This window comes from Acetivibrio saccincola (assembly GCF_002844395.1).
Taxonomy (GTDB): domain Bacteria; phylum Bacillota; class Clostridia; order Acetivibrionales; family Acetivibrionaceae; genus Herbivorax; species Herbivorax saccincola.
The window spans coordinates 2,565,186-2,590,218 of the sequence record NZ_CP025197.1 but is presented as its reverse complement, the minus strand read 5'-3'; the positions used below and the strand labels follow the sequence as shown (position 1 = coordinate 2,590,218).

Genomic DNA, 25,033 nt, shown 5'->3' with positions numbered 1-25,033 from the left:
AAAAAAATATATAAAATAATTTATGATAGGAGATAATTAAAATGAGTGAATTCAGGGATATTTTATACACACATGCAGGATTTGAAAACCTTACAGAAAATGTTGTATTAAAAGAATTAGAGGAATATATACAAGATACCGAAAATATGGAAAGAAGAGGATTTTGTAAATGCTGGATTTGTTTAGCTGATGTTGCTGCAATTGTGCTTAATCAATTAAAACCCTGTTATTGTTCAAACTTCATTGACAAGGACGAAAATAATGAATATTTTACAAATTTAAGGATTAAGCTTAAAGAAATGATACAAAAAGCTTTTGAAACGGTAAAGAAAAACCCTCATCACTGCGGTTGATTTTATTTTGTAAACCATGTGCTAAAAGCAGTACAAAGCCTTTTTTCAGGCAATGTATAGAGGTAACGTTAATTAATTTTTGCTAAATAATACTTGAGTTATACAATAACAATATGTACAATATAGATATAAATGTTTTGAAACCATAAAACAAACTACTTTTGTTATCTAAAAGTTTACTACATGAAGGGAGAGAATTAAATGAAGCAATATTTAGAAATTGAAAGCGTTTTTGGGAGAGAAATACTTGACTCCAGAGGAAATCCTACTGTAGAGGTAGAGGTAATTGCAGAAGGTGGTTTTGTAGGAAGGGCTGCAGTTCCATCAGGAGCTTCAACAGGTGCTTTTGAAGCAGTGGAATTAAGAGACGGGGATAAAGACAGGTATCTTGGAAAAGGTGTATCAAAAGCAGTAGAAAACATTAACAACATTATTGCGCCTGAAGTTGAAGGAATGAATGTTTTTGATCAAGTTGCCATTGATAAATTAATGATTGAATTAGACGGTACACCCAATAAGTCCAAATTAGGTGCAAATGCAATATTAGGAGTTTCACTTGCTACTGCAAAAGCTGCAGCAGAAGCTCTTGGATTAAGTCTGTACCAATACATTGGCGGGGTTAACTCAAAAGTTCTTCCTGTTCCAATGATGAATATAATAAATGGCGGACAGCATGCAGACAACAGTGTTAATATCCAGGAATTCATGATAATGCCTGTTGGTGCAAAATCCTTCAAAAATGCACTTCAAATGTGTGCAGAAGTATTCCACAACTTAAAAAGTGTATTAAAAGATAAGGGATACAGTACAGCTGTTGGTGATGAAGGAGGTTTTGCTCCAAATCTTAAGACAGACGAAGAAGCTATCCAGGTTATATTAGAAGCAGTTGAAAAAGCAGGGTACAAGCCAGGGGATGACTTTAAAATAGCAATAGATGCTGCTGCAACAGAAATGTATCAGGAAGACGGGACTTATTTCTTCTGGAAGACAGGAATAAGAAAAACCAGAGATGAAATGGTGGATTTTTGGGCTGACCTGGTAGAAAAATATCCAATTATATCTTTAGAAGATGGATTAAATGAAGAAGATTGGGAAGGTTGGAAATTACTGACTGAAAGAATTGGAGATAAAGTTCAGCTTGTAGGGGACGACCTTTTTGTAACCAACACTGAAAGACTTAAAAAGGGAATTGACTTAGGTGTTGCAAACTCCATACTTATAAAAGTAAATCAGATAGGAACATTGACAGAAACATTAGATGCTATAGAAATGGCAAACCGTGCAGGATATACTGCTGTTGTTTCACACAGGTCAGGAGAAACAGAAGATGCAACTATAGCTGATATTGCTGTTGCAGTTAATGCAGGGCAAATTAAAACAGGAGCACCTTCAAGAAGTGATAGGGTTGCAAAATATAACCAGCTACTAAGAATAGAAGAGGAACTTGGAAATATATCCCAGTATCCTGGAATCAATGCATGGTTTAATTTAAAAAACAAATAATATAAAGTCCTGTATATCTATGGCTTTAGCGTTGAGGTGCCTGGCTTTGTTAAAAAAATAATTAAAAAAACGTTTTACTGCTTGTATTTATGCTGGTTATATGATATTATAGATATTGTTAATTTTTTAGGAGGTGTCCTCAACAATGCAAGTAGCGGTTTCTATCTTACACATATTGTTTTCGATATCAATTATCGTTATTGTATTGCTACAATCAGGTAAACAAGCAGGGCTGTCTGGTTCTATAGCAGGCGGCGCAGAAACGTTTTTTGGCAAAAACAAGGGCAGGACCATTGACGCACTGCTCAGTAAGTACACGGCAGTTGCAGCCATAGGATTTTTGATTACTTGTGTAGCTTTACAACTTATACTGAATTCTAAATAAAAAAAGGCTGTGGCTTTCCACAGTTTTTTTTTAATAATCTTGTACTTCCTATTTTATTTTAGTAATATGAAAAGAGGGTCTTTTAACTTTAATAAGTGATTATTACGGACAATAAACAGGTGAAACCGGCCGAATACTTATATGTAGATAGTGTACATAGATAATATAATTACGCTGCAATAAAAATTGAATAAAATAATGGAGGTTAAGTTTCAATGGAAAGAGAACAAGCGCTAAAAGAATTAAAGAGCAGATTAAAAAATGAAAATTTGATAAAACACTCATTGGCAGTTGAGGCAATAATGAAGGATTTAGCTTTCTATTTTAAAGAAGATATCGATAAATGGGGACTTGCAGGACTTTTGCATGATATTGACTATGATGAGACAGCTGATGACCCTTCAAGACACAGCGTTGTCGGGGCAGAAATACTTGAATCACTAAATGTAGAGAGCTCTATAATTTATGCAGTAAAAGCGCACAATGAAGTACATGGAATGGAAAGAAAGAGAAAAATGGACAAGGCATTGTATTGTGCCGACCCTGTTTCAGGACTGATAACTGCATCAGCGCTGATACTTCCTTCTAAGAAGTTAGAAGACGTGACGGTAGAATTTGTTTTAAAAAGAATGAATGAAAAGGGATTTGCTAAAGGAGCAAACAGGGAACAAATTAAATCATGTGAAGAATTAGGTCTCTCAGTGGAGGAGTTTGTCGAAATAGCTTTAAATGCAATGAAAAAAATTGCAGATGAGTTGGGACTTTAAAGAATGAAGGACGGGTTTTCAGTAAATAATAAAATAGAATTAAAAATAAAAAGAAAAAAGTGCATTTTGCACTCTTTTCTTTTAATCCTTAAAAAAGGAGGGTAAGGCTGTTTTTTTAGACAGCTAAGTTTTTTATGACAGACACTTTAATGGCGGATAGAAAAAGAAAAATAGTATCTTTTATGAGGGAAGATGCATATAAGCCCCTTTTATTTGAGGAGCTTGTTACAGTTCTTGATGTGCCTCAGGAAGATGTTGAAAAATTTGCAGAAGTTTTAGAAGAATTGGAATCTGAGGGTATAATTTTTAAAACAAAAAAAAACAGATACGGGGTTCCTGAAAGAATGAACCTTAGCGCCGGTACCTTTCAAGGCCATGAAAGAGGCTATGGCTTTGTAATTACCAATAACGGGGAAGAGGACATATTTATTCCTTCTGACAGTGTAAATGGTGCAATGCATAATGACATAGTTATAGCGAGAATTAATAAAAAGGCTGTAGGAGGCAGAAGGTCAGAAGGGGAAATAATCAGGATTGTAAAAAGGGCAAATAAAACTGTTGTGGGTACATTTGAAAGCAGCAGGAATTTTGGTTTTGTAATTCCTGATGACAAAAGGATTTTCGGGGATATATATATACCCAAAAGCGAGATAAACGGTGCAGTGTCGGGGCAAAAGGTAGAAGCTAAAATACTTGTGTGGCCTGAAAAGAGAAGAAATGCAGAAGGGACTATAATTGAAATAATTGGCGATAAAAATGAGCCAGGCACTGATATTTTATCAATTATTAGATCATTTAATTTAAAAGAAGAATTTCCAGGTGAAGTTATTAAAGAGGCAGAGTCTTTTGGTCAGACTGTTACAGATGAAATGAGAGAGGGAAGGCGTGATATAAGGGATTTGAGAATGATTACCATAGATGGGGAAGACGCCAAAGACTTTGATGATGCTGTTTCCATAGAGAGGCTTCCTGACGGGGATTTTATGCTGGGGGTTCACATTGCAGATGTAAGTCACTATGTAAAAGAGAACTCACACCTTGACAGGGAAGCTTTAAAAAGGGGAAACAGTGTTTATTTAGTTGACAGGGTGCTGCCCATGCTGCCTCCTGCTTTATCAAATGGTATATGTAGCTTAAATCCCAAGGAAGACAGGCTTGCCTTGTCAGTGATGATGAAGGTTAACCATGAAGGGACAGTGGTTGAACACGATATTTTTGAAAGTGTGATAAATTCAAATGAGAGAATGACATATACTGAAGTGTATAAAATTCTTGTTGAAGATGATAAAAATTTAAAAGAAAAATACAGCTACCTTTTAGAAGACCTTTATGCAATGGAAGAGCTGGCACAGGTGCTTAAGGAAAAAAGAATTAAGAGGGGTGCTATAGATTTTAATTTAGATGAAGCTAAGATTGTTCTTGATGAAAAAGGAGTGCCCATAGAGGTTAAAAAGGCGGAAAGAACCATTGCAAACAGTATTATTGAAGAATTTATGATTCTGTGCAATGAAACTGTTTCGGAGCATTTTTTCTGGACAAATACCCCCTTTCTTTACAGGATTCATGAAGAACCTGACCAGGAAAAAATAGAATCTTTTGCAGAGTTTGTATACAATTTAGGCTATACAGTAAAGGGACTTAGCAAAGCCCATCCAAAGGCTTTTCAGGAGCTTTTGGAGAAGGTAAAGGACACTAAAGAAGAAACCATAATAAGTACTGTAATGCTAAGGTCAATGCAAAAAGCTAAGTACAGCCATGTGAATTTTGGGCATTTCGGGCTGGCTGCAAAGTATTATTCTCACTTTACTGCACCCATCAGAAGGTATTCTGACTTGGTTATTCACAGGATTATAAAAGAGTTTTTAAAAGGTAAAATAAATGCCAAAAGAGAAGATGTATTAAGAGAAAAACTTCCTGATGTTGCAAGAATTTGCTCCGAAAGAGAAAGGGTAGCAGAGGAAGCGGAAAGAGAAACAGAAGTGCTTAAAAAAGTGGAATATATGAAAAAACATGAAGGGGATGTTTTTGAAGGGGTAATTTCCGGAGTTGCTTCTTTTGGTATGTTTGTTGAATTGGATAATACTGTAGAAGGTCTAGTAAGAATGAGCAGTATGGTAGATGACTACTATGTGTATAATGAAAAACAATACTCTCTCATTGGGGAGAGGACAAGAAAGATTTACAGAATAGGTAATGCCGTAAAAGTCCAGCTGGTTAAGTCAGATGTAGATGCAAGACAAATTGAATTTGTCCTTGTGGAAGATGGCAAAGAAGAAGCTGAAAAAGAGATGGCAGACACTAAAAGACCAAAACGCAAACGTAAAAAGATAGACGAGAAGGTGCTGCGTCATGTCCAGGGAAAAAAGAAAAAAAAGAAAAGAAGAGGCCGTTGATGCTATTTTGGTAAGTGCATGTTTAATGGGCATAAATTGTAAGCACAACGGGGAAAACAATTTAAATGAAAAAATTATAAAGCTTTGTGGCAAATATAAGCTTATACCGGTTTGTCCTGAGCAGTTAGGAGGATTTCCCACCCCAAGACCTAAGGCGGAAATAGTTTGTGAAGATTTGGCTAAAGGTGTTTTAAAAGTAGTCAGGGAAAATGGAGAGGATGTCACAAAGTACTTTGAAAATGGTGCTGAGGAAGTTTTAAAAATTGCAAATTTAATGAATATCAAAAAGGCTGTTTTAAAGGAAAAAAGCCCCTCTTGCGGTGTTTATAAAATATATGACGGGTCTTTCTCGGGAAAACTCATAGATGGAAGCGGCGTGACAACCAAACTTTTAAAAGAAAATGGAATAGAAGTTTTTAATGAATATGCTTTGGAAAAATTTCTTTAGAACGAAAATTTTAGATTGAAGTGCTGAAGAAATGGTAAAAGGAGAGGCCAATTCACCTCTCCTTGTATTAGCTTCGTTCATAAACGTTATGCAAAATAATAATGCTATACCAATTAATGTTATGCTAAAAAATCTTTGATGTCGTTTTCAAATTCTTCGCATGAATCGGTATGAACATCCACCCTGATTGGTTTGCTTAGGTCTAGGCTGAAAATACCCATAATTGACTTTGCATCTACAACGTATCTTCCTGAAGTTAGATCGATATCGAAATCATATTTATTAACTATATTTACAAAATCCTTAACGTCTGTAATGGATTTTAGATTGATATTAAATGATTTCATAAAAAACTCCTCCTTTATGTGTTCTATTTTATATATTTTATCCTGTTTAGTGTTGCAAGTCAATCAGGAAGTTGCTAAAATTTTCTTAAGTTTTTTATATGATTTGCAAGAAACAGTGTTATAAATAAAAGTTATAATAAAAATATGAGAAAATATTAATTCTAAGTTTTAAAAAAAGAGAGGAAGAATGATGAAGAAAGTTGCCTTTTACACTCTTGGATGCAAGGTAAACCAATATGAGACCCAGGCTCTTATAAATATTTTTAAAGATGCAGGGTATGAAATAGTAGATTTTAGTGAAACAGCAGATATATATTTGATAAATACCTGTACTGTTACCAGCCTTAGTGACAGAAAATCAAGACAGATGATTAGGCGAGCAAAGAAGTTAAACAGTGATTCAATTGTGGTGGTGACAGGATGCTATGCCCAGACTGCTTCAGAGGAAGTAAGTCAGATAGAAGGTGTAAATTTAGTTGTGGGCACAAAGGATAGATCTAAAATAATACAATATATAAATGAAATTGAGGACAAGAAGAAAAAAATAAATGCAGTGGGAGACATAATGAAACAGAAAACCTTTGAGGAATTGGGATTCGGTATATATAAAGAACGGGCCAGAGCTTTTATTAAAGTGCAGGAAGGCTGCAATCAGTTTTGTTCCTACTGTATCATTCCATATGCCAGAGGTCCCATAAGAAGCAGAAGCGAGGAAAATGTTATAAAAGAGGTAAAAAAACTTGTAGACTCCGGCTACAAGGAAATAGTGCTGACGGGAATACATATTGGATCCTATGGGAAGGACACAAATACCACATCATTAATTGAGCTAATAAAAAAAGTGCATGAGATAGATGGTATAGAGAGAATAAGACTTGGTTCCATAGAACCTAATTATATATCTAATGAATTTGTAAAAACTATAAAGCACCTTAAAAAAATGTGTCCTCACTACCATATTTCCCTGCAAAGCGGTTGTGATGAAACATTAAAGAGAATGAACAGAAAATACACCACTTTAGAATATAAGAATTCTGTTTACAATTTAAGAAAAGAAATTGAAGATGTAGCAATATCTACAGATGTTATGGTTGGTTTTCCGGGGGAGACTGAAGAAGAATTTCAAAAGACATATAATTTTATCGATGAAATCTCCTTTTCGGGCATGCATGTATTTAAATATTCGCCAAGGAAGGGAACTCCTGCAGCGTCCTTTGAGGGACAAATACCTGCATCTGAAAAAGAGAAAAGAAGCAATATATTAATAGAACTTTCAAAGAGAAAGACATTAGAGTTTAATAAAAAGTTTATAGGAAGGGCTATGCCTGTATTAATTGAGCAGGAGGTAAATGGCAGAAAAGGCTATGTTGAAGGTTTTACGCCAAATTATATCAAAGTAATATGTGAAGGGGACAAAAATCTAAAGGGTGAGATTGTAAATGTTTCCCTTAAAGAGGCAGTGGATGATTTCATTATAGGAAGAGTATTAGACAGGGATTAATTAAGGCAGAGGGAATATAGCAAAGCTAAAACCACTTAATTAAAAATATTATGTATTGCATAATTTATCCTGTTGTATTACTATATATATGAGGGGTTATTACTTTAGACGCTTTGTCGTTAAGGTCCCTTAGAGCGGGACAGGAGAGTGATTATTGTGCAAAATAGCGAAACCATGATGTTTAATGTGGACAAAGAAAAAATCAATGAGGCAAGGGAACTTCTTTTTACTGTGTATAAGGCATTAAAAGAGAAGGGCTATAATCCTATTAATCAAATTGTAGGTTATATTCTATCAGGGGATCCAACCTACATAACTAACCATATGGATGCCAGAAGCATTATCCGGAGACTTGAAAGGGATGAAATATTAGAAGAAATTTTAAGGTTTTACTTAGAAGGTTCTGTTGACAAAGACTCCAAAGATTAAAAGGGGTTTTTGTCAGTTTCTTATTTTTTTTTGTGCTTTTTATGTGAAAAATTTTTATCAGGCTGGTGTGGTTTCTTGCAATATGTTAATCTTGGTAATACAGGAATAAATGTTTCAAGGCTTTGCTTTGGAGGGTTAATTATAGGACCCCTGCAGGCTGACCTTTCCCCTTGTCAAGGTGCCCAAATTATATTAAAAGCAATTGAGCTTGGTGTAAATTTTATAGATACTGCTGAACTTTACGGTACATATCCCCATATAAGAGAAGCCCTTAAAAAAACAAACAAAGATATTGTTATTGCAACTAAGTCCTATGCATACTCAAAAGAGGGAGCAATGGAAAGTGTGGAAAAAGCCCGCAGGGAAATGGACATTGATGTTATAGATATATTTTTACTTCATGAACAGGAAAGCAGGTTAACTTTAAAAGGGCACAGGGACGCATTGGAGTACTATCTTTCCATGAAAGAAAAGGGAATAATAAAGGCTGTAGGAGTGTCCACGCATAATGTGGAAGTGGTGGAGGCGTGCTGTGATATGCCTGAAATAGAGGTGATTCATCCTATTGTAAACAAAACCGGCATAGGAATAGGGGATGGCACCATTGATGAAATGCTTAAGGCTGTAGAAAAGGCATTTAACATGGGCAAGGGGATTTACAGCATGAAGCCTTTAGGTGGGGGGAATTTAATAGGCTCTTATGAGGAAGCTTTAAAATTTGTGCTGGACCTTCCCTATATACATTCTATAGCACTAGGCATGCAGTCTGTTGATGAAGTTATTATGAATATATGCATGTTTAAAAATGAAAAGGTACCGGGACATATAAAAGAATCTCTTCAAAAAAAACAAAGACATCTTCACATTGACTGGTGGTGTACCGGTTGTGGTAAATGTGTCAGAAGGTGCAAGCAAGGAGCACTTTATATAGATGACGGGAAAGCTAAAGTATGTGAGGAAAAATGTGTACTGTGCAGTTATTGTGCAAGTGTTTGTCCTGAGTTTGCTATTAAAGTGTGTTAAAAAGGGCAATGTGGAGGAATAAAACATGAGAATAATGGGAATTGACTATGGTGACAGCAGGATAGGAATTGCAATTAGCGATGCCCTTATGTATACAGCCCAGGGCATTGAAACCATTAAATGGAGCCGTGGAATTGAGGAACCTTTAAAAAGGATTTCTGAGCTGGTTGAAGAATATAAAGTAAATAAGATTGTCCTTGGGTTTCCTAAAAACATGAATGGTACGGTAGGACCTAGAGGTGAAAAAACTATAGAATTTGCCCGGCTTCTGGAGGAAAGCATTGAAGGAATAGAAGTTATTCTGTGGGATGAAAGGCTAACAACTGTAGCTGCTAATAGAGCTATGCGGGAGATAGGAGTTAAAAAAAATAATAAAAAAAAGCTGGTGGATCAAATTGCAGCTGTATATATTCTCCAAGGGTATTTAGACAGTCAGGCAAGAGGGTGAATTTTTTTTGTTAAAATGTGCTTTAAGTGAATTCAGGTGAATATCTATAGGTTTTGTTGGAAAATAATAATTAATATACTGATTAAACCTGTAGATTATCTAATACAATTTATGCTTAATTAACAAAGAGATGGAGGTAATTACAATGACAGAAGAAAGAGATGATTTGGTGGTTTTGGTAGATGAAAATGGAGAAGAAGTGGAATTTGAATGTTTAGACACCTTTGAGTTTAATGGAAGCGAATATGTTGTTCTTTTACCTTATGGAGAAGAAGATGATGGAACCGGTGTGGCGGAAGTTGTAATATTAAAAATTGACCATGGTAAAGACGGAGATGACAGTCTTTTGACAATTGACGATGATGATGAATTAGATGCTGTTTTTGAACACTTTAAAGTCAGAATGGAGGAAGAATTTGAAATTTTGGATAATTAAAAAATAAAAGGGGGGGAGTATCCCCCTTGAACTCTTTTATCTTATAAAATTTAAATGTAAAGTTTATGTTCATATATGTTTATATAATAAAATAGCGGGGTGTTTGTGTGAGGGAATTATCATTTATAAAAAAGAAAATTTTAATTTCTTTTTTGCTTTTATTATTATTTTTATTTGCTTGCAAAAGCGCCGAAGAGCCGGATTTAGAAGTTACAAATGATGAAACACCAACCCCTTTAGTTGTAGAAGAAAATTTAGAAGAAGAAATTATAGAGGAAGAGCCGAAAGAAGAGGAGGATTTAGCACTTAAATATTTCAAAATTCCTTCTAAAGGGACAAGACCATATGCAGTTATGATAGACAATGCAGGTCCTAGGGTTTTGCCCCAGGGCGGACTCCATTTAGCCCAGGTTGTCTATGAAATAATAGTTGAAGGCGGGGAAACCAGGTTTATGCCTGTTTTTTGGGATCAGGAGCCTTCTATGATCGGACCTGTCAGAAGTTCCAGGCATTATTTTTTAGACTATACCATGGAACATGATGCTATTTATGTCCACATTGGCTGGAGTCCTATGGCTCAAAGAGATATTTCTAAATTTGGCATTAACAATATAAACGGAGTATGGGGGGTCTTTTGGGACATAACAGATGACCCGTACAATTGGCAGGACAGCTACACATCCATGGAAAAGATCAAAAACTATGTAGAAAAAGTGGGATTTAGGACTACCACAGACAAAGAGCATGTGTTTTCATACTCTGATGAACCTGTTTTATTGGAAAATGGTAAAAAGGCAGAGAAAATCAATTTAAAATATTCTTGGGTAATGTCAGCCGGTTATGAATATGATGAGAAAAAGGGAGTTTATTTCAGATTCAGGAAAGATGAACCGCATATGGAAAGGGTAACGGAAGAACAGCTTTTTGCTAAAAACATTATTATCCAGCTGGTTAGAAATTACCCCATACAAGGTGACGATGCCGGAAGGCAGGAAGTGGATACCGTTGGCAGCGGGAGCGGTTACTATATAACAAATGGAAAATACATTGAAATAACATGGTCAAAACCAGGCAGGACGGAAAAAACCCAGTATTTTGACAAAGAGGGAAACAGGATTTTACTTAATCCGGGGCAGACATGGGTGCAGGTTTTTCCCACCAATGGAAGCCTGGAAATAGAATAAAGTATAAATTATATATGTAGTTGGTATTGATAAATAATATTATTTTAGTTATCATAATATATATGTTATAAAAGTTTTAAAAATAGTGGATTTTAATGTATTTTTGTATTTTATAGATAAAATTGATTTTAAGAAAATAAAAAAATCAATATAAAGATTTGCATACAATAGTTTATAAAATTTTTTTAAATACAGGAGGTTTATTTGAAAGTAAAAATCAGTGATAAAATATTACAAAGCGTTGAAAAACCATCAAGATATACAGGGAATGAGTGGAATAGCGTTTACAAAGATTTAGATAATGTATCAATCAGGTTTGCCTTTTGCTTTCCTGATGTTTATGAAATTGGCATGTCTCATTTAGGCATGCGGATACTTTACCATGTCTTAAATGAGAGGAAGGATACATTTTGCGAAAGGGTTTTTGCCCCATGGGTTGATATGGAGCAAAAAATGAGGGAAAGTAATATTCCCCTTTTTACCCTTGAAACTCATTCATCAGTGAATTCTTTTGATTTCATTGGTTTTACTCTCCAATATGAAATGAGTTATACAAACGTCATAAACATGCTGGATCTTTCAGGAATACCTGTACTTAAAAGTGAGAGGACTAAGGAGCATCCTTTTGTGTGTGCCGGAGGACCTTGTGCCTACAATGCCGAACCTTTGGCAGATTTTATAGATTTTTTTATGTTAGGCGAAGGTGAAGAAGTTATAAATGAAGTTATGGATGCTTATGTAAACTGGAAGGGTTCCGGGGAGAGTAAAGAAAGCTTTTTAGAGATGATTGCTAATATAGAGGGAATATATGTACCTGGGTTTTATAATGTGGAGTATAATGATGACGGCACTATAAGAGCAATTAGCCCCAAGGCAGACAGGTACCCTGAAAAAATAAAAAAAAGGATAATAAAAGATCTGGACAAGGTTTCCTTTCCGGATAAAATAATTGTTCCTTTTACCGATATAGTCCACGACAGGATAATGCTGGAATTATTTAGAGGATGCATAAGAGGATGCAGGTTTTGCCAGGCGGGCTATATCTACAGACCTGTAAGGGAGAGAACTTCAGGTAAATTATTGGAACTGGCGGAAAAACTTCAGGAGAGTACCGGATATGAGGAAATTTCCCTGGTATCTTTAAGTACCAGTGATTATTCTCATTTAAGGGATTTATGTACAGGCTTGATGGATAAAATGGAGCCCAAAAAAGTCAATCTTTCCCTTCCGTCCCTGAGGGTGGATTCTTTTTCAATGGAGCTTATGGAAAAGGCTCAAAAGGTAAGAAAAAGCGGGCTGACATTTGCTCCTGAAGCAGGAAGCCAAAGGCTTAGAGATGTAATTAATAAAGGGGTAACGGAAGAGGATTTGTTAAACTCTGCAGCCATTGCTTTTGCAGGGGGATGGAGCACCGTGAAGCTGTACTTTATGATAGGTCTTCCTACAGAGACGATGGAGGACATAGACGGTATAGCCGAGCTTTCTAAAAAAGTTGTGGATGTTTACATGAAAACGCCAAAAGATAAAAGAGGAAAGGGACTTAGTGTAAATGTAAGTACATCATCCTTTGTACCTAAACCTTTTACACCTTTTCAATGGGAGGCACAGGACAGTATTGAAACACTAAAGGAAAAGCAACAGTACTTAATGGAAAAGTTAAAGGGTAAGTATATAAAATACAGCTGGCATGACCCGTATATAAGCTTTTTAGAAGCTGTATTGGCAAGAGGGGACAGAAGGCTTGGAAAAGTACTTTATGCTGCATTTAAAAAAGGGTGTAAATTTGACAGCTGGGGGGAACATTTTAAATTTGACAGCTGGATTGAAGCTTTTGACCAATGCGGTATAGATCCCCATTTTTATGCAAACAGAAAAAGGACTTTTGATGAGATTTTCCCATGGGATCACATAGATGTGGGTGTGACAAAAAAGTTTTTAAAAAGAGAAAATGAAAAAGCCTACTTTGAAGTGATCACTCCTAACTGCAGGGTTAAATGTACAGGGTGCGGGGCTTTGGTTTTTGATGGAGGTATTTGCAATGAACTGCATTAGGGCAAAATTTATACGCGGTGAGGAAGTTAAATATATTTCCCATCTGGATTTGATGAAAGTGTTTGAAAGAGCTTTAAGAAGATCCGGTATTCCGGTACTTTATTCAAAAGGTTTTAACCCTCACCCCCAGTTGGTTTTCGGCTTGCCCTTATCAGTAGGGGTGACAAGTGAGGCGGAGTATTTAGACTTAGAAATTGAAGAACCTTTAAACCCTCAAGAGTTTATTGACAGGCTAAATAGCTGTCTTCCTGAAGGAATAGTCCTTATAGATGCAAAAGAAAGAAAGACAAAAGAAAATATTATGGCCTCTGTTGTTGCTGCATCATATAAAATTTTAGTTGCCTCAGAGCTTAATTATCAAGAGGCCAGGGATTTAATAGAAAAATTTATGCAGCTAAAAGAGATAGTTGTAAAAAAACAAACCAAAAGAAAAATTAAAGATGTTGATATAAAACCGATGATTTATGATATTGACATCAAAATAACAGATACTAAAATATTTACTGGAAGAACAGATAAAGAAATTAAAAGGGAAGAGTATCCGGATAATCTTTTGTGTAAAAACACCTGGATTTTAAAATATATTGAGGTCAATTATGAAGATTATATAAATCACAAAAGCTCTAAAAACAATATTTTTTGTTTTTCAACACTGCTTAGTGCAGGAAGCCCTGGAAATTTAAAACCGGTGCTTTTGGTAGAAGCACTGAATGAAATTTTAAATAGTGATTTTGATATTATAAAAATACATCGGACTGGTCTTTTTACAGGTAGTAAAGGCAAGCTTATAAATCCATTAGATGAATAATTGCAATATGAGGTGGTCAAAAATGGTTAGTGAAATTATAGTGGATGTGGGATTGAATGAGAGAAGGGTTGCTCTTTTAGAGGATAGGGAATTGGTGGAAATATTTATTGAGCGGAATGACTGCGAAAGATTGGTAGGCAACATTTACAGAGGAAGAGTAAGCAGTGTTTTACCTGGAATGCAGGCTGCTTTTATAGATATTGGCTACGAGAAAAATGCCTTTTTATATGTTAGGGACGCAATCCCACAAAAAGAATTTAGTGAGGATGATGAAGAGTTTTACGGTGATGTGAAGAATTGCAACATTGAAGATATACTAAGACCAGGGCAGGAAATAACAGTACAGGTTAAAAAGGAGCCTATAAGCACAAAAGGTCCTAGGGTTACAACACATATAACCCTTCCGGGAAGGCAGCTGGTGTTGCTTCCTAATGCAGACTATATAGGTATTTCCAGAAGGATAGAAGATGAAGAAGAAAGGGCAAAACTCAGAAAAATAGCTGAAAAAATAAAGCCTAAGAATATGGGGCTTATTGTACGGACAGTTTCAGAAGGAAAAAGGGAAGAAGACTTTAAAAATGACATAAACTTTTTAGTTAAACTTTGGAATAAAATAAAACAAAAAGAACAGTCAGGACCTGTCCCACGATGCATTCACAGGGATGTAAATGTAATTTACAGAACTATAAGAGATATTTTTACGTGGAATATAGACAGGTTTGTTATTAATGACAGAAAGGAATACTATAAAGTACTTGAATGGGTTGAAATGATTTCGCCGGCCTTAAAGCTCAGGGTTGAGTATTTTAATAAAAATATAGATTTATTTGAAAGCTAGGTATTGATGAAATGCTTTCAAAGGCACTGGCAAAGAAAATATGGCTTAAATGCGGTGGGTATTTGATTATTGAACGTACAGAAGCACTGACGGTTATTGATGTAAATACAGGGAAATATGTGGGGGTAAACAATCTTGAAGAAACTGTTTTAAGGACCAACAAAGAGGCTGCAAAAGAAATTGCAAAACAAATAAGGCTTAGGGATATCGGGGGAATAATTATAATTGACTTTATAGATATGAGTGTACCTGAGCATAAAACAGAAGTAATGAATGTTTTAGAGGAAGCATTAAAAAAAGACAGAGTAAAAACCACTGTAGTTGATATGACAAAATTAGGACTTATAGAGATGACAAGGAAGAATATAAGAGAGGGATTTGAGTCACTTGTGACGCAGCCCTGCCCTTATTGTGAAGGAAGAGGGAAGATTCTTTCATCAGAATCTGTTGCAAGGAATGTTGAAAAGAAAATAAGAAAGTATTTTGCCCAGACAATAGCCTCTGCAATTGAGGTGGAGGTACATCCTTCAGTGGCGGAAGTGCTTCTGGGTAAAAATGACGGAAACCTTTTCAGAATTGAAAATGCCTTTAATAAAAGAATTGTAATAAAGGCTTCAGAGGATGTGAAGCATGAAGATATATTTATAAAAGAAATTGACCCGGATAACTTATTGACATAGTCATCCGGTTGTGTTAAAATGCAATGGTGACCGTGCGAAAAAGGTTTCAAAACGCAGAGCAATGTTTTTAACTGCTACCTTTTATCGGCGAGACTGGAGGATAGGGAGGTGTTTTTATGTATGCTATAATAGAAAACGGCGGAAAGCAGTACAAAGTTCAAGAAGGAGATGTGGTTTTTTTAGACAGACTGGCTGGAGAAGAAGGAACATCTGTGACTTTTGACAAAGTACTTGCTGTTTCAGACGGGGATAAAATGAATTTTGGTGCTCCATTTGTGAAGAATGCGACAGTTACCGGTCAGATACTATCCCATGGCAAAGACAAGAAAATAATAGTTTTCAAATTTAAAGCTAAAAAAGGCTACAGGAAAAAGCAAGGTCATAGACAGCCTCATACAAAAGTAAAAATTGAAAAAATTAATGCATAAGCTTTAAATTAATGCATGGGTTAGAAAATGATTAAAATAAATATAAAGAGGGACAAAGAGGACAATATTCAAAGGTTTATAGTGAAAGGTCATGCCGGTTTTTCAGAATACGGCAGTGATATTGTTTGCGCTGGAGTATCTGCAATAGCATATACCGCAGTGGGGGCCATGAAAAACATGGTGGGGAAATGCAATTATGTAGAAAAAGACGGCTATATGGAATGTACAGTTCCAGAAGGTATTTCTGATGAAAAGAAGAAAATTGCCAATATTATTTTAGAGGCAGCAGTGATAGGATTTAAGCAAATAGAGTTTTCATATAGGGAATACGTTTCGGTATCAGATAAGGAGGTGTAACTGATGATTATGATGAATGTAAATTTACAATTATTTGCCCAGAAAAAAGGGGTAGGTAGTTCAAAAAACGGACGTGACAGTGAAGCAAAAAGACTTGGTGTAAAAAGAGGAGACGGACAGTTCGTTAAAGCCGGTAATATATTGGTAAGACAGCGGGGAACAAAAATTCATCCAGGTGAAAATGTTGGCAAAGGTAGTGATGATACACTATTTGCACTTACTGACGGAAAAGTTAAGTTCTCCAGACTAGGCAAAAAGAGAAAACAGGTAAGTGTTATACCAGCATAATAGAAATTTAAAATCCCGGTGTTAAACCGGGATTTAATTTTTATATATGAGAAATACTATAACTAATTAGCTATATGGAGTTGAGAGGCTTTGTTTATAGATAGTGCAAAAATAAAAATTAAAGCAGGAAATGGCGGAAATGGTGCCGTGTCATTCCGCAGGGAGAAATATGTGGCCAAAGGCGGACCTGACGGCGGGGACGGCGGCAGGGGCGGAAATATTGTTTTTGTTGTAGATCCAGGTCTTAGGACTTTGCAGGATTTTAGATACAAAAGAAAATACAGGGCAGAAGACGGACAAAACGGAGGAAAGGCCAACCGGACCGGGAAAGATGGTGAGGATCTTGTAATAAGGGTGCCTCCGGGAACTTTGGTAAAAGAAGAAAAGACAGGCAGAATAATTGCAGACATGGTGAAGCCTTGGGAAAAAGTTGTTATTGCAAAAGGCGGCAGAGGCGGGGCAGGCAATCAGCGTTTTGCTACTCCTACAAGGCAGGTTCCCAATTTTGCCAAACCAGGGCAGGAGGGAGAAGAGCTTTCTGTTATTTTAGAACTAAAACTTTTGGCAGATGTGGGGCTTATCGGTTTTCCCAATGTGGGGAAATCTACAATTTTATCTGTTGTTACTTCCGCCGCACCTAAAATTGCAGACTACCATTTTACCACAATAACTCCAAACTTAGGAGTTGTTGACCTGGGAGAAGATAGTTTTGTTTTGGCAGATATTCCTGGAATAATAGAGGGTGCCCATCAGGGTGTGGGATTAGGACACGAATTTTTAAGACATATTGAAAGGACAAAGCTATTAATTCATGTTGTTGATATATCCGGCTCTGAGGGAAGGGATCCTCTAGAGGATTTTGAAATTATAAATAAAGAGCTGAAAGAGTACAATGAACCACTGTTTAAAAGGCCTCAGATAGTTGCTGCCAACAAAATAGACATTACAGAAGATTTTGAGAAAAAATTAACGGAATTTAAAAATGTTATTGAGCCAAAGGGATATAAGGTATTTCCTATATCTGCTGCTACATCAAAGGGAGTTAAAGAGCTTATGAGGTATGCGGCAAACATGCTTAAGGAATTGCCTGAAACGGTGATAGTAAAGCCTGAAGAAAAATTTGTATATGAGGCTGAAAATGAGGAAGATGATTTTAAGGTATATAAAGAGAACGATGTTTATGTTGTTGAAGGAAAGTGGGTAGAAAGGCTCATTGCTTCAGTTAATTTTAATGATTATGAATCTTTACAGTATTTCCAAAGAAGCATGAAGAGGAAGGGAATAATTGATGCATTAGAAGCAGAGGGAATAAATGAAGGGGATACTGTAAGGGTAGAGGATATTGAATTTGAGTATTATAAATAATAAGAAAGATAAATAATAAGTAAAAAAAGGAAGTGGATTTTATGCTAACCGGCAAGCAGAGAAGTTATTTAAAAGGTTTAGCCAACAGGATTGAGCCTATATTCCAGGTGGGAAAAGGCAGTATTAATGATAATATGATAAAGCAGTTTAATGATGCGTTAGAAGCAAGGGAATTAATTAAAGTAAATGTTTTAAAAAATTCCCCGGGAGAGGTTCGGGAAATTTGCGAAGAAGTTGCGCGGATGACAAAATCAGAAATTGTGCAAGTTATAGGGAATAAATTTGTTTTATACAGGGAGTCAAAAGAAAACAAAGTTATAGATATAAACCATTGAATGGTTTTTATATTAGTTAATCCCGGGGTTTTATGAGACTTTCTATTATTTCACTATATATTGTCTGGGAGTGTTTTTGCCAGTTTTTGCAAATATCTTTGGCATCACTTTTTGTTCCCACTGATATTTTTAAATCTATAAGGCTGAAAGTATCCTCCCGGATTTGGCAGGTTACAGTAAATTCATTTTCATTTTCAGGGGTAAAATCTGCCTTAATAAATGTTTCGTTGCGTATATTTTTACGCACGTTACTAATATAATTATTAATAATTAATTTTATACCTTTTGGTATGTGATTTACAAAATAGTCCAAAGCTTGCTTTCCGGAAGGTGTAATGGTATAATATGTTTTGTTATCTGTGATTTTTGGGGATATAAATTTAAGACTGCACAATTCATCTAAAAATTGCTGGAATATAAAGTAGTTCATAAGTTTGTTTTCCATGACTATTTTAGTAAGTTGGAGATTGCTTACAGGCATATTTAATTTATCAAGTATGTAAAGAAGAATGAGTTTATTTTCAGCAAGTTCCCTGTTGCTAGCTATAGACATAAATGTACGCTCCTTTCAAAATTAGCAAAAACATATATTTACAGTATTTTTTCAGCTATAAATTTATATGAGTATAATGTGTATTATAACATATTTCCTGTTACTTTTTATAGCACTTTTATTTTATACGAAAATGGAAATATAAATTTAAATATGTTATTATGTTTTTAGTTTAATTATGCTATATAATAAAAGAGGTGGTACTTGTTGGAGTTTCATAAAGAGCTTGGCAACAAGTTAATAGAGTGGGGGGCAAGTTTTGTAGGCTTTTCAAATGTGGAAAAAAAGCTTCCGGAAAATTTAAAAAAGTTAAAATATGCCATTACAATAGGTGTGAGGCTGTCGGACTTTATAATAGAACAGATAGAGGATAAGCCTACGTATACTTATTTTCACCACTACAGGACGGTAAATACACTAATAGATCAAATAACCCTTAAAGGTCAGCTTTTTATACAGGATAGGGGATATAAAGCCCTGGGTGTACCTGCATCCCAGACAGTCAACGATGTGGAGGATGCGTATTCGGGGATTTTTCCTCACAAAACAGCTGCGGTAATGGCGGGGCTTGGATGGATTGGGAAAAGCGGTCTTTTTATAAGTAATCAATATGGACCAAGGGTAAGGCTTGGGACTATTTTGACAGACATTAGTGTACCTGCTGTAAATAACATACAAAAACCCCTCTGTGGCTCTTGCAAAGAGTGTGTGGTAAACTGTCCTGCCATGGCAATTACCGGTGCTTTGTGGGAAGAAGGCTGTGAGAGAAGTTTGATTATTGATGCTAAGGCATGTAGTGATTATATGAAGGAAAAATTCAAGCATATAGGAAGGGGTTCTGTATGCGGGATATGTATAAAAGTTTGTCCTAAAGGTTTAAATTACATTTGAATTGTAACAAGTATAAATTATAATAAATATATAAATATTGATTTTTTAAAATTAATACAAAGGATAAGGAGAAATGGATATGTCTACACTATTTAAAACAAAAAAAACGTTAGTTATACTACTTAGTTTATTATTGCTGATAACATTTACAGGATGCAAAGGCGGCAAAGTTGGAGACAATAATGACAATACTGGTGGCAGTACCATATCTGAAGGTGATACAGATATAACTGATGAAAAGGGTGAAAATACACCAGAACCAACGCCGGAGCCTACACCGGAGCCAACGCCGGAACCAACACCAATTAATGTTGAAGATGTTAAGCCTAATGAAGCAGGAAAAATTATGATAGTAATGTTTCATAATTTTGTAGAGACCTTTACTCCTACAAGTTATGATAATGGCGAATATACCACTACATTTGACGAGTTTGAAAAACTTCTTCATGAGCTTTATGAAAGAGACTACAGATTAATTAGTATGAATGACTATTTAAATAACAATATTTCAGTTCCTGCAGGATGTATACCCATGGTTTTTACTTTTGATGACGGTACCAGCGGTCAGTTTAACTTAGTGGAGGAAAACGGTGAGCTTGTGGCAAATAAAAAGTCTGCAGTGGGTATAATTGAGGAATTTAACAAAACCCACCCTGACTTCGGGGTAAAAGGGACTTTTTATCTGAATTTAGGGAATAATACTTTTGAAGGGGAAGGTACTTTAGAAGAGAGACTTCAATATTTAATTGATAAAGGTTTTGAAATAGGCAACCATACTTATACACATGCAAATTTAAAAAATTTAAAAACTGCTGATGAAATACAAGAGCAAATTGGTAAAAACCAAAAGATAGTGTCCCAGCTGGTTGATGGCTACAAAATGACCACTTTTTCACTGCCTTTTGGAATCTGGCCGGACAAGGAATTGAGACAATATGTGTATAATGGGGTTTATGAAGGCGTTGAATATGAAAACAAAGGAATATTGGAAGTGGGATGGTCACCGGCTCTTTCACCTGTCAGCAAAAATCTTGATCTTACTTCCATTCAGAGGGTGAGGGCATCAGGAATTAATCCGGTGGATGCAGACTTAGCTTGGTGGCTAAAGAATCTTTCAAGGGAAGAACAATATGTAAGTGACGGAAATCCCGATACCATAACAGTACCTGAAAATTTAGCAGAAAATGTAGATTTAGACAAACTTAATGGTAAAGAGCTTATAACATATTAAAATTTTCTTGTATTTGCATTAAAAGAGAAAATGTATTATAATCATATATGAACACTTCTTTAATAAAGGGGTTTGTTTTTGCCTGCTTTATTAAAGAGACATCTTGCTTTATAAGATGTTTTTTAAAACACCATAATGTATATTAGTTGTACCTATAGTGAGCCTGCTATAGGTTCAGCGTTCTAAAAACAGTTTGACAAGGATACTGATTATTGTGGGGAGCATTCTACAATATACAGTTCTTAAAAGCAAAAAGCCTTTTTTCATCAAAAACAGGAAAGGGAAAAGTTAATTTAGGTAGAATGATTTAGACATTCTGCCTTTAAACATATTTAAAATAATATTATAGTAGGGAGAGTGTTTTTTAATGGCTAAAGCTGCTTCTAATAAAAGTCCTGAAAAAAGAAAGAGAAAAGTTCAAACGGACGAAGATGTTAAAAGAAAAGCCGTAAAGCTGGTTGTTTCTCATATGAAGAAAAAAGTGGCTAAAGATTTTCTTGGCTCACAGCATATTAACGAATGGATTGAAGAAATGGATGAATTGTTAAAAAAACCAGAATTCGAACTTGTTGAATATATTCAAATGAGAAAAAAGTTAAATGATGTCATTGAGAGAATTCTCGATGAGGAAATGAGATACAAGCTGAGAGATTCTTGGTATAGCTTTGGCAGGGCACTGGACAAAAAGGCAAAGCAACAGTAATTAAAGAATTGAATAAACCTTCTGGTTACTTTGAACCTTCTAAATACTGTGGAAAATATTGTACAACATATGGGAAATAATGTATCATATATTTATTAAGAAAACATTGTGAGGTAAGGGACCATGGCATTAGAAAGAAGGTTCAAAGACCCGTACACAAAGCTTATGAACATGATAAAGAGAGATTTACTCAAAAACTTTGGGGAAAAGGGAATTCAAATCTCAAACATCAATGTAGTATTAGGAAAGAACAAATTAAAAGTGAAGATGTCCATGAGGCAGTGACGGCGTTTAAGGGAAGCTTTTAAAAGGCTTCCCTTAAAATATATTTTCTTTATTTATTGTATCTATACAAATACATCCTTAAGTATGTTAGAATATATTTTAGTTTATTAAATATCATTTTAAATGTGAATATTTTGATTGCTATTTTATGCTATGGTATTTTATGCTTAAGGCATAATTGAAATGTTATAACAGGAGATGAAAATTTAAATGGTGATAATGGGAATTGACCCTGGGATTGCCATAGTAGGGTACGGGGTTGTAAAGTATGAAGGCAATAAATTTACACCAATGGATTACGGGGCAATCAGGACTGACAGTTCTACAGGTCTTTCACAAAGGTTACTCTATATTTATAACAGGCTTGAAGAAATCATTGAAAAATATAAACCGGATGCCATTTCTATAGAGGAACTTTTTTTTAATAAAAATATAAAGACAGCCCTTACTGTGGGGCATGGTAGGGGGGTTGCAGTACTTGCAGCGGCCAGGGCAAATATAGAGGTATTTGAATACACCCCCCTTCAGGTAAAACAATCGGTGGTAGGCTATGGAAGGGCAGAAAAAACGCAGGTACAGCATATGATAAAAGTAATTTTAAATCTTAAAAAAACACCTAAGCCTGATGATGTGGCAGATGCTCTAGCAGTGGCCATTTGCCACGGGAATTCCTGCAAAATGATAAATTTAGTACCCTAAAAGAGCTCTGTTTTATTTATTTCTAAATTTTATTTATTTCTATTCTGATGGATTCTAATATTTTGATTGGAGGATTTCAATGTACGCATATATAAGAGGGAAGCTTGAGTATAAAAGCAATGATTCTGTAGTTATAGAGGCCAGTGGTGTGGGGTATGCAATTACCGTCCCCTTGTCAACCATTGAAAATATAGGATCTGTAGGGGAAGAAGTGAAGGTTTACACAAGTCTTCATGTAAGGGAAGATGTTATGGCACTGTACGGTTTTGGTACACGGGAAGAGCTGAATATGTTTGAACTGTTAAAAACGGTATCAGGAATAGGTCCAAAAGTGGCTATCTCTGTGCTGTCTTCAATTTCTCCTTCAAAGTTTGCACTTGCTGTAATTACAGATGATATAAAAACTCTTACCCAAGTCCAGGGGATAGGTAAAAAAACTGCTCAGAGGATAATATTAGAGCTAAAAGATAAAATTAAAAAAGAACAATTAACACCCTTATCTGTAAATCAGGATGAAATTCATGATACAGGTGAAAAAAGTTCAAAAAGGTCCGAAGCAGTGAATGCCTTAATGGTTTTGGGATATACAGCCAGTGAAGCTGAGAGGGCGGTTTTGGCAGTTTATTCTGAAGAAATGGATTTGGAACTAATAATAAAAAATGCATTAAAAAGCTTGGAAAAAAAATAAAGAGAAAAAGTAAAAAAAAGCTAAAGAAAAATAATAAAAGGGGAAATAAAGTAAGACGAAAAAAGATAAAGTCTAAAGTGATGAAAGATGACAAATTTGGAGGTAGAAAAAAAGATGGAGGACAGGCTTATTGATTGTAAGTTAACGCCGGAAGATGTTGAGGAGACAAATCTCAGACCCAGAAAACTTGAGGAGTATATTGGACAGACAAAGGTAAAAGAAAATCTTATGGTATTTATAGAGGCTGCAAAAAAGAGAAATGAAGCATTGGATCATGTACTTTTATATGGACCGCCAGGTCTTGGGAAGACAACTCTTGCAAGCATAATTGCCTCTGAACTTGGGGTTAATATACGCATAACTTCGGGTCCTGCCATTGAAAGACCTGGGGATTTGGCGGCTATACTTACCAATTTGGGGGATTATGATGTATTGTTTATTGATGAAATTCACAGATTAAACAGAAGTGTGGAAGAGATATTGTATCCTGCCATGGAAGATTATGCCCTTGATATAATTATCGGAAAGGGACCTAGTGCCCGTTCCATAAGGCTTGATCTCCCCAAATTTACTTTAATTGGTGCAACTACCCGGGCAGGAATGCTTACGCACCCTTTGCGGGACAGGTTTGGGGTGATAAACAGGCTTGATATGTACAGCCCGGAAGAACTTAATCTTATAATCCAAAGATCTGCAAATATTCTAAACATAGGAATAGATGAAGAAGCTTCCTATGAAATAGCAAAGCGTTCAAGGGGAACCCCTAGGATTTCAAACAGACTTTTAAAAAGAGTAAGGGATTTTGCCCAGGTAAAAGGGGACGGGTTTATTACAAAGAAAATAACACAGGATAGTCTTGAAGCTTTAGGGGTAGATCAAATAGGACTGGATGAAGTGGACAGAAATTTACTGCTTAGTATAATAAATAAATTTTCAGGAGGTCCCGTAGGTTTAGATACCTTGGCGGCAACTATAGGGGAGGAGCCGGAGACGATAGAAGATGTATATGAGCCTTTTCTTATACAAAATGGTTTTATAAATAAAACACCAAGGGGAAGAATGGCAACAAAATTAGCATATGAACATTTTGGATTAAAGTATGAATAATTTTTTGGTGCTTTTAAAATATTTAATGTATATTTAAATAATTTTAAATAGTTAATGTATAATTGTTAAAAAGGATAAGTATAATGTATTGGGTAATATTTTTAAAATTTAAATATAAATTTTTTTTTAAAAATTAAAAAAATTTATAAAAAAGCTGGATTTTTTATATAAAAGTTTGTATTATATATGTAGACATAATTTTTTCCTTAACATAAATACATCGCAGTTTTTTATCTACCAAATATAAGAATGAGCAAATGCATCTTATGTTTATTTCCAGTGCTAGTTTTTGTTCTTTCTTAAATTAGAAAATGATGATATAATGAAGGTGGACATATAGTTTTTTATCATGCAGGGTTTATGTTTATTATGCGGGTCATGTAAACAGGAAAATATGTAGTATTTTTATACGGGAAATATATAAGAATTATATATATATAAATTTATATAAGAATTATATATATAAATTCATATATAAAGATTTATATATAAAGGCTTATATATAAAT

Annotated in this window: 28 protein-coding genes and 1 pseudogene; 27 read left to right on the top strand and 2 right to left on the bottom strand. The window is 35.1% G+C overall.

Features of this window, described 5'->3' with window-relative positions:
- Positions 1 to 41: 41 nt before the first annotated feature.
- The 6 genes from HVS_RS11645 (at position 42) to HVS_RS11620 (ending at position 5,849) form a co-directional block, all read left to right on the top strand.
- Complete coding sequence (locus HVS_RS11645) at positions 42 to 353, top strand: late competence development ComFB family protein (RefSeq protein ID WP_101302572.1); 312 nt, start codon at positions 42 to 44, stop codon at positions 351 to 353.
- 201 nt (positions 354 to 554) lie between these two features.
- The gene (gene eno, locus HVS_RS11640) at positions 555 to 1,856 is read left to right on the top strand and encodes a phosphopyruvate hydratase (RefSeq protein ID WP_101302569.1); all 1,302 of its coding nucleotides are present in this window, start codon (positions 555 to 557) and stop codon (positions 1,854 to 1,856) included.
- Between the two features lie 145 nt (positions 1,857 to 2,001).
- Positions 2,002 to 2,241, top strand: coding sequence for a preprotein translocase subunit SecG (secG, locus tag HVS_RS11635; protein WP_101302567.1), 240 nt, complete (start codon positions 2,002 to 2,004; stop codon positions 2,239 to 2,241).
- Between the two features lie 215 nt (positions 2,242 to 2,456).
- A complete protein-coding gene (locus tag HVS_RS11630) occupies positions 2,457 to 3,008 on the top strand; it encodes an HDIG domain-containing metalloprotein (protein ID WP_101302564.1) in 552 nt (183 codons plus the stop codon).
- A gap of 149 nt (positions 3,009 to 3,157) precedes the next feature.
- Positions 3,158 to 5,401, top strand: coding sequence for a ribonuclease R (rnr, locus tag HVS_RS11625; protein WP_101304260.1), 2,244 nt, complete (start codon positions 3,158 to 3,160; stop codon positions 5,399 to 5,401).
- Positions 5,358 to 5,849, top strand: a complete 492-nt coding sequence (locus HVS_RS11620) for a 2-thiouracil desulfurase family protein (protein WP_101302562.1) — start codon at positions 5,358 to 5,360, stop codon at positions 5,847 to 5,849. The genes rnr and HVS_RS11620 overlap by 44 nt, the downstream gene beginning before the upstream one ends.
- Positions 5,850 to 5,968: 119 nt before the next feature.
- Here the strand turns inward: HVS_RS11620 and HVS_RS11615 are convergent, their stop codons facing one another.
- Entirely contained in the window at positions 5,969 to 6,196 is a 228-nt protein-coding gene (locus tag HVS_RS11615; protein WP_101302559.1) for an HPr family phosphocarrier protein, read from the bottom strand.
- Between the two features lie 190 nt (positions 6,197 to 6,386).
- On the opposite strand from HVS_RS11615, the gene mtaB reads away from it, so the two are divergent.
- The 14 genes and pseudogenes from mtaB to yhbY all read left to right on the top strand — a co-directional run bounded on the left by mtaB (position 6,387) and on the right by yhbY (position 18,368).
- Entirely contained in the window at positions 6,387 to 7,697 is a 1,311-nt protein-coding gene (gene mtaB, locus HVS_RS11610) for a tRNA (N(6)-L-threonylcarbamoyladenosine(37)-C(2))-methylthiotransferase MtaB (RefSeq protein WP_101302556.1), read from the top strand.
- A gap of 156 nt (positions 7,698 to 7,853) precedes the next feature.
- Positions 7,854 to 8,126, top strand: coding sequence for an IreB family regulatory phosphoprotein (locus HVS_RS11605; protein WP_101304258.1), 273 nt, complete (start codon positions 7,854 to 7,856; stop codon positions 8,124 to 8,126).
- Positions 8,127 to 8,201: 75 nt separating this feature from the next.
- Positions 8,202 to 9,149, top strand: coding sequence for an aldo/keto reductase (locus HVS_RS11600; protein WP_101304256.1), 948 nt, complete (start codon positions 8,202 to 8,204; stop codon positions 9,147 to 9,149).
- Positions 9,150 to 9,174: 25 nt separating this feature from the next.
- The gene (gene ruvX, locus HVS_RS11595) at positions 9,175 to 9,597 is read left to right on the top strand and encodes a Holliday junction resolvase RuvX (RefSeq protein ID WP_101302553.1); all 423 of its coding nucleotides are present in this window, start codon (positions 9,175 to 9,177) and stop codon (positions 9,595 to 9,597) included.
- A 145-nt stretch (positions 9,598 to 9,742) separates the two neighbouring features.
- The gene (locus tag HVS_RS11590; RefSeq protein WP_101302550.1) at positions 9,743 to 10,033 is read left to right on the top strand and encodes a DUF1292 domain-containing protein; all 291 of its coding nucleotides are present in this window, start codon (positions 9,743 to 9,745) and stop codon (positions 10,031 to 10,033) included.
- 107 nt (positions 10,034 to 10,140) lie between these two features.
- Positions 10,141 to 11,217: a DUF3048 domain-containing protein gene (locus tag HVS_RS11585; RefSeq protein WP_101302547.1), complete on the top strand. Its 1,077-nt coding sequence runs from the start codon at positions 10,141 to 10,143 to the stop codon at positions 11,215 to 11,217.
- Between the two features lie 204 nt (positions 11,218 to 11,421).
- The gene (locus tag HVS_RS11580; RefSeq protein WP_101302545.1) at positions 11,422 to 13,269 is read left to right on the top strand and encodes a TIGR03960 family B12-binding radical SAM protein; all 1,848 of its coding nucleotides are present in this window, start codon (positions 11,422 to 11,424) and stop codon (positions 13,267 to 13,269) included.
- Positions 13,256 to 14,077: a TIGR03936 family radical SAM-associated protein gene (locus HVS_RS11575; RefSeq protein ID WP_101302543.1), complete on the top strand. Its 822-nt coding sequence runs from the start codon at positions 13,256 to 13,258 to the stop codon at positions 14,075 to 14,077. The genes HVS_RS11580 and HVS_RS11575 overlap by 14 nt, the downstream gene beginning before the upstream one ends.
- Positions 14,078 to 14,099: 22 nt before the next feature.
- Positions 14,100 to 15,595, top strand: a pseudogene (locus HVS_RS11570) (Rne/Rng family ribonuclease).
- Positions 15,596 to 15,711: 116 nt separating this feature from the next.
- The gene (gene rplU, locus HVS_RS11565; protein WP_101302541.1) at positions 15,712 to 16,023 is read left to right on the top strand and encodes a 50S ribosomal protein L21; all 312 of its coding nucleotides are present in this window, start codon (positions 15,712 to 15,714) and stop codon (positions 16,021 to 16,023) included.
- A gap of 27 nt (positions 16,024 to 16,050) precedes the next feature.
- On the top strand, positions 16,051 to 16,380 hold the full coding sequence (locus HVS_RS11560) for a ribosomal-processing cysteine protease Prp (protein ID WP_101302539.1): 330 nt from the start codon (positions 16,051 to 16,053) through the stop codon (positions 16,378 to 16,380).
- Positions 16,381 to 16,389: 9 nt separating this feature from the next.
- Positions 16,390 to 16,668, top strand: a complete 279-nt coding sequence (rpmA, locus tag HVS_RS11555; RefSeq protein ID WP_101304254.1) for a 50S ribosomal protein L27 — start codon at positions 16,390 to 16,392, stop codon at positions 16,666 to 16,668.
- A 90-nt stretch (positions 16,669 to 16,758) separates the two neighbouring features.
- Positions 16,759 to 18,033, top strand: a complete 1,275-nt coding sequence (gene obgE / locus HVS_RS11550; protein WP_101302537.1) for a GTPase ObgE — start codon at positions 16,759 to 16,761, stop codon at positions 18,031 to 18,033.
- A gap of 41 nt (positions 18,034 to 18,074) precedes the next feature.
- The gene (yhbY, locus tag HVS_RS11545) at positions 18,075 to 18,368 is read left to right on the top strand and encodes a ribosome assembly RNA-binding protein YhbY (protein ID WP_101302535.1); all 294 of its coding nucleotides are present in this window, start codon (positions 18,075 to 18,077) and stop codon (positions 18,366 to 18,368) included.
- Positions 18,369 to 18,384: 16 nt separating this feature from the next.
- Here yhbY and HVS_RS11540 read toward each other — a convergent pair whose 3' ends face one another.
- Entirely contained in the window at positions 18,385 to 18,921 is a 537-nt protein-coding gene (locus HVS_RS11540; RefSeq protein WP_101302533.1) for a DUF4364 family protein, read from the bottom strand.
- Positions 18,922 to 19,128: 207 nt separating this feature from the next.
- Here HVS_RS11540 and HVS_RS11535 point away from each other — a divergent pair, with 207 nt between their 5' ends.
- From HVS_RS11535 to ruvB, 7 genes are all read left to right on the top strand, one after another.
- The gene (locus HVS_RS11535) at positions 19,129 to 19,812 is read left to right on the top strand and encodes a 4Fe-4S double cluster binding domain-containing protein (RefSeq protein WP_101302530.1); all 684 of its coding nucleotides are present in this window, start codon (positions 19,129 to 19,131) and stop codon (positions 19,810 to 19,812) included.
- Positions 19,813 to 19,891: 79 nt separating this feature from the next.
- A complete protein-coding gene (locus tag HVS_RS11530; RefSeq protein WP_101302528.1) occupies positions 19,892 to 21,043 on the top strand; it encodes a polysaccharide deacetylase family protein in 1,152 nt (383 codons plus the stop codon).
- Between the two features lie 367 nt (positions 21,044 to 21,410).
- Positions 21,411 to 21,746: a hypothetical protein gene (locus HVS_RS11525; protein WP_101302525.1), complete on the top strand. Its 336-nt coding sequence runs from the start codon at positions 21,411 to 21,413 to the stop codon at positions 21,744 to 21,746.
- 123 nt (positions 21,747 to 21,869) lie between these two features.
- Entirely contained in the window at positions 21,870 to 22,031 is a 162-nt protein-coding gene (locus HVS_RS16580; protein WP_157943023.1) for a hypothetical protein, read from the top strand.
- Between the two features lie 210 nt (positions 22,032 to 22,241).
- Positions 22,242 to 22,730, top strand: a complete 489-nt coding sequence (ruvC, locus tag HVS_RS11520; protein ID WP_101302523.1) for a crossover junction endodeoxyribonuclease RuvC — start codon at positions 22,242 to 22,244, stop codon at positions 22,728 to 22,730.
- A gap of 79 nt (positions 22,731 to 22,809) precedes the next feature.
- Complete coding sequence (ruvA, locus tag HVS_RS11515; protein ID WP_101302521.1) at positions 22,810 to 23,418, top strand: Holliday junction branch migration protein RuvA; 609 nt, start codon at positions 22,810 to 22,812, stop codon at positions 23,416 to 23,418.
- Between the two features lie 114 nt (positions 23,419 to 23,532).
- Positions 23,533 to 24,525 (top strand): Holliday junction branch migration DNA helicase RuvB, encoded by a 993-nt coding sequence (gene ruvB / locus HVS_RS11510; RefSeq protein ID WP_101302518.1) that lies wholly within the window; start codon positions 23,533 to 23,535, stop codon positions 24,523 to 24,525.
- Positions 24,526 to 25,033: the final 508 nt, after the last annotated feature.

Bases quoted from the DNA above. Each gene is read 5' to 3' on its own strand.
- HVS_RS11645 (WP_101302572.1), top strand. From the start codon at position 42: ATGAGTGAATTCAGGGATATTTTATACACACATGCAGGATTTGAAAAC.
- eno (WP_101302569.1), top strand. From the start codon at position 555: ATGAAGCAATATTTAGAAATTGAAAGCGTTTTTGGGAGAGAAATACTT.
- secG (WP_101302567.1), top strand. From the start codon at position 2,002: ATGCAAGTAGCGGTTTCTATCTTACACATATTGTTTTCGATATCAATT.
- HVS_RS11630 (WP_101302564.1), top strand. From the start codon at position 2,457: ATGGAAAGAGAACAAGCGCTAAAAGAATTAAAGAGCAGATTAAAAAAT.
- rnr (WP_101304260.1), top strand. From the start codon at position 3,158: ATGGCGGATAGAAAAAGAAAAATAGTATCTTTTATGAGGGAAGATGCA.
- HVS_RS11620 (WP_101302562.1), top strand. From the start codon at position 5,358: ATGTCCAGGGAAAAAAGAAAAAAAAGAAAAGAAGAGGCCGTTGATGCT.
- HVS_RS11615 (WP_101302559.1), bottom strand. From the start codon at position 6,196: ATGAAATCATTTAATATCAATCTAAAATCCATTACAGACGTTAAGGAT.
- mtaB (WP_101302556.1), top strand. From the start codon at position 6,387: ATGAAGAAAGTTGCCTTTTACACTCTTGGATGCAAGGTAAACCAATAT.
- ruvX (WP_101302553.1), top strand. From the start codon at position 9,175: ATGAGAATAATGGGAATTGACTATGGTGACAGCAGGATAGGAATTGCA.
- HVS_RS11590 (WP_101302550.1), top strand. From the start codon at position 9,743: ATGACAGAAGAAAGAGATGATTTGGTGGTTTTGGTAGATGAAAATGGA.
- HVS_RS11575 (WP_101302543.1), top strand. From the start codon at position 13,256: ATGAACTGCATTAGGGCAAAATTTATACGCGGTGAGGAAGTTAAATAT.
- rplU (WP_101302541.1), top strand. From the start codon at position 15,712: ATGTATGCTATAATAGAAAACGGCGGAAAGCAGTACAAAGTTCAAGAA.
- HVS_RS11560 (WP_101302539.1), top strand. From the start codon at position 16,051: ATGATTAAAATAAATATAAAGAGGGACAAAGAGGACAATATTCAAAGG.
- rpmA (WP_101304254.1), top strand. From the start codon at position 16,390: ATGATGAATGTAAATTTACAATTATTTGCCCAGAAAAAAGGGGTAGGT.
- yhbY (WP_101302535.1), top strand. From the start codon at position 18,075: ATGCTAACCGGCAAGCAGAGAAGTTATTTAAAAGGTTTAGCCAACAGG.
- HVS_RS11540 (WP_101302533.1), bottom strand. From the start codon at position 18,921: ATGTCTATAGCTAGCAACAGGGAACTTGCTGAAAATAAACTCATTCTT.
- HVS_RS11530 (WP_101302528.1), top strand. From the start codon at position 19,892: ATGTCTACACTATTTAAAACAAAAAAAACGTTAGTTATACTACTTAGT.
- HVS_RS11525 (WP_101302525.1), top strand. From the start codon at position 21,411: ATGGCTAAAGCTGCTTCTAATAAAAGTCCTGAAAAAAGAAAGAGAAAA.
- HVS_RS16580 (WP_157943023.1), top strand. From the start codon at position 21,870: ATGGCATTAGAAAGAAGGTTCAAAGACCCGTACACAAAGCTTATGAAC.
- ruvC (WP_101302523.1), top strand. From the start codon at position 22,242: ATGGTGATAATGGGAATTGACCCTGGGATTGCCATAGTAGGGTACGGG.
- ruvA (WP_101302521.1), top strand. From the start codon at position 22,810: ATGTACGCATATATAAGAGGGAAGCTTGAGTATAAAAGCAATGATTCT.
- ruvB (WP_101302518.1), top strand. From the start codon at position 23,533: ATGGAGGACAGGCTTATTGATTGTAAGTTAACGCCGGAAGATGTTGAG.